This window comes from Micromonospora sp. MH99 (genome assembly GCF_021442385.1).
In the GTDB taxonomy this organism is placed as follows: domain Bacteria; phylum Actinomycetota; class Actinomycetes; order Mycobacteriales; family Micromonosporaceae; genus Micromonospora.
This window is the reverse complement of the sequence record NZ_MUZA01000036.1, coordinates 52,985-60,185: the sequence shown is the minus strand read 5'-3', so window position 1 is coordinate 60,185 and position 7,201 is coordinate 52,985. Positions and strand designations below refer to the sequence as shown.

General features: G+C 70.6%; 6 protein-coding genes. 5 read left to right on the top strand and 1 reads right to left on the bottom strand.

Features of this window, described 5'->3' with window-relative positions; all coding sequences use genetic code 11:
• A partial coding sequence (locus B0E54_RS19375; RefSeq protein WP_234586674.1) for a zf-HC2 domain-containing protein occupies positions 1–813 on the bottom strand: 813 nt, incomplete at its 3' end.
• A 72-nt stretch (positions 814–885) separates the two neighbouring features.
• On the opposite strand from B0E54_RS19375, the gene B0E54_RS19370 reads away from it, so the two are divergent.
• From B0E54_RS19370 to B0E54_RS19350, 5 genes are all read left to right on the top strand, one after another.
• Positions 886–1,926 (top strand): TRM11 family methyltransferase, encoded by a 1,041-nt coding sequence (locus B0E54_RS19370; RefSeq protein ID WP_234586671.1) that lies wholly within the window; start codon positions 886–888, stop codon positions 1,924–1,926.
• 428 nt (positions 1,927–2,354) lie between these two features.
• Positions 2,355–2,444: a K(+)-transporting ATPase subunit F gene (gene kdpF, locus B0E54_RS19365; RefSeq protein WP_036390805.1), complete on the top strand. Its 90-nt coding sequence runs from the start codon at positions 2,355–2,357 to the stop codon at positions 2,442–2,444.
• Entirely contained in the window at positions 2,444–4,099 is a 1,656-nt protein-coding gene (gene kdpA, locus B0E54_RS19360; RefSeq protein WP_234586669.1) for a potassium-transporting ATPase subunit KdpA, read from the top strand. The genes kdpF and kdpA overlap by 1 nt, the downstream gene beginning before the upstream one ends.
• Before the next feature lie 20 nt (positions 4,100–4,119).
• Complete coding sequence (gene kdpB, locus B0E54_RS19355; protein ID WP_234586666.1) at positions 4,120–6,315, top strand: potassium-transporting ATPase subunit KdpB; 2,196 nt, start codon at positions 4,120–4,122, stop codon at positions 6,313–6,315.
• On the top strand, positions 6,315–7,196 hold the full coding sequence (locus B0E54_RS19350; RefSeq protein WP_234586664.1) for a potassium-transporting ATPase subunit C: 882 nt from the start codon (positions 6,315–6,317) through the stop codon (positions 7,194–7,196). The genes kdpB and B0E54_RS19350 overlap by 1 nt, the downstream gene beginning before the upstream one ends.
• Positions 7,197–7,201: the final 5 nt, after the last annotated feature.

Here is a 7,201-nt window from a genome sequence, read left to right as displayed (position 1 = left end):
GCGGCCGGTGCGCGCGGCCGGGGCGGCGTTGCGGTCGGCTGCCTGCGCCGGGTACGCCCCGGAGTGCACCACCCGCAGGGGCCGTTCGGTCTCGTCCGCGCCGAACCGCCAGCGCGACGGCGTCGGCTGCCGCTGCGGCGCGGGCCCCCCGGGACGCAGTCCGGGCCGCGACAGCAGCACGGTGATCAGGTAGCCGAACACCAGGAAGCCGTGGCTGACCAGGCGCTCTCCACTCACCGAGCCGGTGGCGAGGTCGTTGACCGACAGCAGCAGGAGCGTGCCGACGAACGCGCTGAGCATCGGCAGGAGACCCGCCGGAGGGCTGCGGCGTACCGCCACGAAGAGGAAGCCGGCCCCGACCGCCACGTTCCAGGCGGCCGACTCGTGCCACAGGTGCTGCCCGGAGGCGTGCAGATGGTCGGCGGTCGCTCCCCGGCCCACCTGGGCCAGGCCGAGCACCAGCTGAACAGCCCCGAGCAGGCCGAGCGCCGCGCGCAGCCCGACGACCAGCCGGCCGCGGCCGGGCAGGCGGGGCCGCCAGCGCGACCGGCGGGCCGGCGGCGTGTCACAGGCTTCGGCGACCGCGTCGCCGGTGGCGCTGCCGCCGACGGCGGCCAGGATCGCGTCGGCCCGGTCGGGCACATCGGTGACCAGTCGGGTACGAACCCGGCGCGTCACCGCGACCGCCGCCGCGAACCAGGCCCGGCACTTGGCGCACTCGTCCAGGTGCCCCTGCGCCGCCGCCGCCTCGGCGGCGGTCTCCTCCCCGTCCAACTGCGCGGACAGGACCTCCCGCCACTGCTCACACCCCATGTGTGGGTAGTCGGTCCGCAGGCCGCTCCGGTTCCCGGCGACCGTCACCCGTTGTGGAATACTCGCCGGATCATGACGCGCTACGGCCTGCTGATCCTGCCCGCCACCAACCGGGTGTACGCCCGCTCCGCCATCGACCTCACCCGGGCCGAGCTGGAGATCTTCGGCCGGTCGGCGCTCGAGGGCCGGATCGGCGAGCTGGACACGGAGGTCGTCGGCGGGGCGACCTACGTCACGTTCAGCGGTGACGGGCTGACCGAACGGGACCTGGCCGTCCTGGGCAACCTCTCCGCCGGGTACGCGCTGTTCGAGATCGTCGGCGACCTGCTGCGCCCGGTCGAGTGGAGCCGGCTGGACCGCTACGACGACGACCTGCTCACCATCCAGAAGTACCCCGGCAAGACCAACGAGCAGTTCACCAAGCTGCTGCTCAACGTCACCCTGCTCGCGTCGGACTGGGCCGGCGAGCTGACCAGCCGCCGGTTCCGGGTGCTCGACCCGCTCTGCGGTCGGGGCACCACCCTCAACCAGGCGCTGATGTACGGCTTCGACGCCGCCGGGATCGAGCGCGACCAGAAGGACGTCGAGGCGTACCGCGCGTTCGTCACGACCTGGCTGAAGCAGAAGCGGGTCAAGCACCGGGTGCTGGAGTCGGGGCCGGTGCGGCGGGAGCGCAAGGTGGTCGGCCGGCGGGTGCGCATCGAGCTGGCGCCGACCCGCGAGGAGCACAAGGCGGGCCGTACGCAGTTGCTCGACGTCGTCAACGCCGACACCACCCGCGCGGCGGAGTTCTTCCGCCCCGAGACCGTCGACCTGGTGGTCGCCGACGCGCCGTACGGCGTGCAGCACGGCAGTCGTACCGCCGATCAGGGTCTGACGCGTGACCCGCTGGCGCTCCTCGCGGACGCCGCGCCGGTCTGGGCGCGGCTGCTGCGCCCGGGCGGGGCGCTGGGCATCTCGTGGAACACCCACGTCGCCAGCCGCGAGGACGCGGCGGCGGCACTTGTCGACGCCGGCCTGACAGTTGTCGACACGGAGCCCTACCGCGCGCTGCGGCACCGGGTCGACCAGTCGATCATGCGCGACGTGCTGGTGGCCCGCCGCCCGGCCTGACCCGCCTGACCCGCCTGGCCTGGCCTGACCCGCCTGGCCTGACCCGCCGCCCATCCCCTGCGGGCCCTTTGCTCTGCTTCAACCGGCGCAACAGTGTCGGTGCCTCACTGTCGCCTCCGTTGAAGCAGAGCAAAGGGGTGGACAGCCACCCCTCGTCTCCCCGGCTGACGCGCCTCTGTGCCGCATTTCACCTGTTCACCGGGCAGGTGTGAAAACCGCGTCAAGAAAAGGTTCGCCGCCGTCATGGTCGCGTTATGACCCCTGCCGTCCGGCGGGTGGTGGGGCTTTGCTTGCCCCGGCGCGACCGGAAGGCGGTCGCGACGAACCTTTCCGGTAAGAGGAGTCAGCGTGTCTGACGTGGTGTTCGTGGTCCTCACGGTGGCGCTGTTCGCAGTGCTCGCCCTGGTGGTCCGGGCGGTGGAGAAGCTGTGAACGCGGTAAACGCGGTCGGTCTGGTGCTCGCGATCGTCCTGGGCGCGTTCCTGGTGTTCGCCCTGCTGTTCCCGGAGCGCTTCTGATGACCATGACAACAGCGGGCGTCATCTTCGTGCTGACGCTGGTGGCGGCCCTGGTCACCGTCTACAAGCCGTTCGGCGACTACATGTTCCGGGCGGTCTCCGGTACCAGGCAGTCGCGGGTCGAGCGGGGGATCTACCGACTGGTCGGGGTCAACCCGGCCGCCGAGCAGACCTGGGGCGTGTACGCCCGCAGCGTGCTCGCGTTCTCGACCGTTTCGATCTTGTTCCTGTACCTGTTCCAGCGGGTGCAGAACCACCTGTGGCTGTCGCTGGGCTTCGACCCGGTGGTGCCGCACGGCGCGTGGAACACTGCCGTGTCGTTCGTGACCAACACGAACTGGCAGTCGTACTCGGGTGAGTCGACGATGGGCCACCTGGTGCAGATGGCCGGCCTGGCGGTGCAGAACTTCGTCTCGGCGGCGGTCGGCATCGCGGTGGCGGTCGCGCTGGTCCGCGGCTTCGCCCGCAGCCGCACCGGGCAACTCGGCAACTTCTGGGTCGACCTGACCCGGATCGTGCTGCGCATCCTGCTGCCGATCGCGGTCCTCGGGGCCATCGCGTTGATGATCGGCGGGGTGGTGCAGAACCTCTCCGCCGGCACCGACGTGAGCACGCTGACCGGCGGCACCCAGACCATCACCGGCGGCCCGGTCGCGAGCCAGGAAGTGATCAAGGAGCTGGGCACCAACGGTGGCGGCTTCTACAACGTCAACAGCGCCCACCCGTTCGAGAACCCCACGACCTGGACGAACTGGTTGGAGATCTTCCTGATCCTCCTGATCCCGTTCAGCCTGCCCCGGGTGTTCGGCCGGATGGTCGGGCAGAACCGACAGGGTTACGCCATCGCCGCGGTGATGGGCATCCTCGCGTTCCTCAGCGTCGCCATCACCAACATCTTCGAGCTGGCCGGCCACGGCACGGTCCCGCAGGCGGTCGGCGCGGCGATGGAGGGCAAGGAGGTGCGGTTCGACGTGTCGAACTCGGCCACCTTCGCCGCCGCCACCACGCTCACCTCGACCGGCGCGGTGAACTCCTTCCACGACTCGTTCACCTCGCTCGGCGGCATGATGACGATGGTCAACATGATGCTCGGCGAGGTCGCGCCGGGCGGCACCGGTTCGGGCCTCTACGGCCTGCTCATCCTCGCGGTGATCACGGTGTTCATCGCCGGCCTGATGGTCGGCCGCACCCCCGAGTACCTGGGCAAGAAGATCGGGTCGCGGGAGATCAAGTTCGCCTCGCTGTACTTCCTGATCACGCCGATCCTGGTGCTGGTCGGCACGGCGGCGGCGTTCGCGACCGGCAACAACTCGACGGCGCTCAACGTCGGCCCGCACGGCCTCTCCGAGGTGCTGTACGCGTTCACCTCGGCCAGCAACAACAACGGTTCCGCCTTCGCCGGCATCACGGTGAACACCACCTGGTGGGACACCGCGTTGGGGCTGTGCATGCTGCTGGGCCGGTTCCTGCCGCTCATCTTCGTGCTCGCGCTGGCCGGCTCGCTGGCCCGTCAGGCACCCACCCCCGCGTCCGAGGGCACCCTGCCGACCCACCGACCGCTGTTCATCGGCATGGTCGTCGGCGTCACTGTCGTCCTCGTCGCGCTGACCTTCCTGCCCGCGCTCGCGCTCGGCCCGCTGGCAGAAGGGCTCTGACCATCATGAGGAACGAGGACATGTCCGTCACGTCCGCCCCGACAGAGCAACTGCCAGGCACCCCGGCGACGCAGGGCAACCGGGTCGGCGGGGGCCTGCTCGACCCCCAGCAACTCATCCGATCCCTGCCGGACGCCGTACGCAAGCTCAACCCCACCACGTTGTGGCGCAACCCGGTGATGCTGATCGTGGAGATCGGCGCGGCGTTCACCACGGTCCTGGCGGTGACCGAGCCGTCGGTGTTCGCCTGGGCGATCACCATCTGGCTCTGGCTGACCGTGATCTTCGCGAACCTGGCCGAGGCGGTCGCCGAGGGCCGGGGCAAGGCCCAGGCCGCCGCGCTGCGACAGGCCAAGCAGGACACCATCGCCACCCGGCTGGTCGACTGGAAGCCGGGCGCCCGGGCCAACACCTACCGCGACGAGGCGGTGCCCGCTCCGCAGCTGCGCCAGGGCGACATCGTGCTGGTCGAGGCGGGCGGCATCATTCCCGGCGACGGCGACATCGTGGAGGGCATCGCGAGCGTCGACGAGTCGGCAATCACCGGCGAGTCGGCCCCCGTCATCCGGGAGTCCGGCGGGGACCGCAGCGCGGTAACCGGCGGCACCAAGGTGCTCTCCGACCGGATCATCGTGAAGATCACCCAGAAGCCCGGGGAGAGCTTCATCGACCGGATGATCGCCCTGGTCGAGGGCGCCAACCGGCAGAAGACGCCGAACGAGATCGCGCTGAACATCCTGCTCGCCGCTCTCACGATCATCTTCCTGCTGGCCGTGGTCACCCTCCAGCCCTTGGCGATCTTCTCCAAGGCGTACCAGGCCGCCGCGCCGGATAGCGGGGCGATCACCGGTTCCGGTGTCACCGGGGTCGTACTGGTCTCGCTGCTGGTCTGCCTGATCCCCACCACCATCGGCGCGCTGCTGTCGGCCATCGGCATCGCCGGCATGGACCGCCTCGTGCAGCGCAACGTTCTGGCAATGAGCGGCCGGGCCGTCGAGGCGGCCGGCGACGTCAACACCCTGCTGCTGGACAAGACCGGCACCATCACGCTGGGCAACCGGCAGGCCGCCGAGTTCGTACCGGTCGAGGGGGTCGACGCCGCGACAGTGGCCGACGCCGCCCAGCTCTCCAGCCTGGCCGACGAGACCCCGGAGGGGCGCTCGGTCGTCGTCCTGGCGAAGAACGAGTTCGGGCTGCGCGAACGCGAGCCCGGGGTGATGCCGCACGCCACCTTCGTGCCGTTCACCGCGCAGACCCGGATGAGCGGCGTCGACCTGACCCCGGACGCCAGCGTCGACGGCGGCGCGTCGGGCACGGCCCGTCGGGTCCGCAAGGGCGCCGCCGCAGCGGTCATGAAGTGGGTACGGGAGAACGGCGGCCACCCGACCGAGCAGGTCGGCGAGATCGTCGACGCGATAAGCGGCACCGGCGGCACGCCGCTGGTCGTCGCCGAGCACGTCGACGGTGAGCCCGCCCGCGCCCTGGGCGTCATCCACCTCAAGGACGTCGTCAAGTCCGGCATGCGGGAGCGGTTCGACGAGATGCGCCGGATGGGCATCCGCACCGTGATGATCACCGGCGACAACCCGCGTACCGCGAAGGCGATCGCCGACGAGGCCGGGGTGGACGACTTCCTGGCCGAGGCGACGCCGGAGGACAAGCTCGCGCTGATCAAGCGGGAGCAGGAGGGTGGCCGGCTGGTCGCGATGACCGGTGACGGCACCAACGACGCGCCGGCGCTCGCCCAGGCCGACGTCGGGGTGGCCATGAACACCGGCACGTCGGCCGCGAAGGAGGCCGGCAACATGGTCGACCTCGACTCCGACCCGACCAAGCTGATCGAGATCGTGGAGATCGGCAAGCAGTTGCTGATCACCCGCGGTGCGCTGACCACGTTCAGCATCTCGAACGACATCGCGAAGTACTTCGCGATCATCCCGGCCATGTTCGCCGGCCTCTACCCGAGCCTGGACACCCTGAACATCATGCGGCTGGCCAGCCCGGAGTCGGCGATCCTGTCCGCGGTCATCTTCAACGCCCTGGTGATCATCGCGCTGATCCCGCTCGCCCTGCGCGGCGTGCGGTACCGGCCGGCCGCCGCGTCGAAGCTGCTCAGCCGCAACCTGCTGGTGTACGGACTGGGCGGCATCATCGTGCCGTTCATCGGGATCAAGCTCATCGACCTGCTCATCCAGTTCATCCCGGGGATTTCGTGATGCGCATACCCACCTGGATCGCCCAACACCTCGCCGCCCTGCGCGCCGTGCTCGTCTTCACGGTGGTGCTCGGGCTGGTCTACCCGCTGGCTCTGGTCGCGCTCGGTCACCTGCCCGGCCTCGACCACAAGGCCGACGGCTCGCTGATCACCTCGGGCGGGACGACTGTCGGCAGCTCGCTCATCGGCCAGTCCTTCACCGACGCGGACGGCAACCCCGTCCCGCGTTACTTCCAGTCCCGCCCGTCGGCCGCCGGCGACGGCTACGACCCGACGTCCACCTCGGCCAGCAACCTCGGCCCGGAGAGCGTTGTCGACACCATCGCCACCGACCCGGAAGAGTCCAGCGAGAGCCTGCTCACCCAGGTCTGTGGGCGCAGCAAGGCCGTCGGCGAGCTGAACGGCGTCGACGGCCGCCGCCCCTACTGCACCGACGACGGGGTGGGCGCCGTGCTCGCGGTCTTTCGCGCCGACGGTCTGACCGGCCCGGTGACCCGGGTGGTAAGCGTCAACCAGGTCGCCCCGGCCACCCCGTTCGTGTCCTCGTACCAGGGGGTGACAGTGGAGCTGGCCCAGCCCGGCGTGGACTACGTCGCGGACGGTGGGGTCATCACCCCGATCCGGGGCGACGCGCCGGCCGACCCGGCGGTGCCCGCCGACGCGGTCACCGCCAGCGGCAGCGGCCTCGACCCGCAGATCAGCCCCGCGTACGCCGATCTGCAGGTGAACCGGGTCGCGCGGGAGCGCGGCGCGGACCCGGCGGCGGTCCGCAAGCTGGTCGAGGAGCACACCGACGGCCGTGGGTTGGGCTTCATGGGTGCGCCCGGCGTCAACGTGCTGGAGCTCAACCTCGCCCTCGACAAGCAGTTCGCCGCACGCTGAGCACC

Coding starts and splice junctions, on each gene's coding strand:
- B0E54_RS19370 (WP_234586671.1), top strand. CDS start 886: ATGACGCGCTACGGCCTGCTGATCCTGCCCGCCACCAACCGGGTGTAC.
- kdpA (WP_234586669.1), top strand. CDS start 2,444: ATGACCATGACAACAGCGGGCGTCATCTTCGTGCTGACGCTGGTGGCG.
- kdpB (WP_234586666.1), top strand. CDS start 4,120: ATGTCCGTCACGTCCGCCCCGACAGAGCAACTGCCAGGCACCCCGGCG.
- B0E54_RS19350 (WP_234586664.1), top strand. CDS start 6,315: ATGCGCATACCCACCTGGATCGCCCAACACCTCGCCGCCCTGCGCGCC.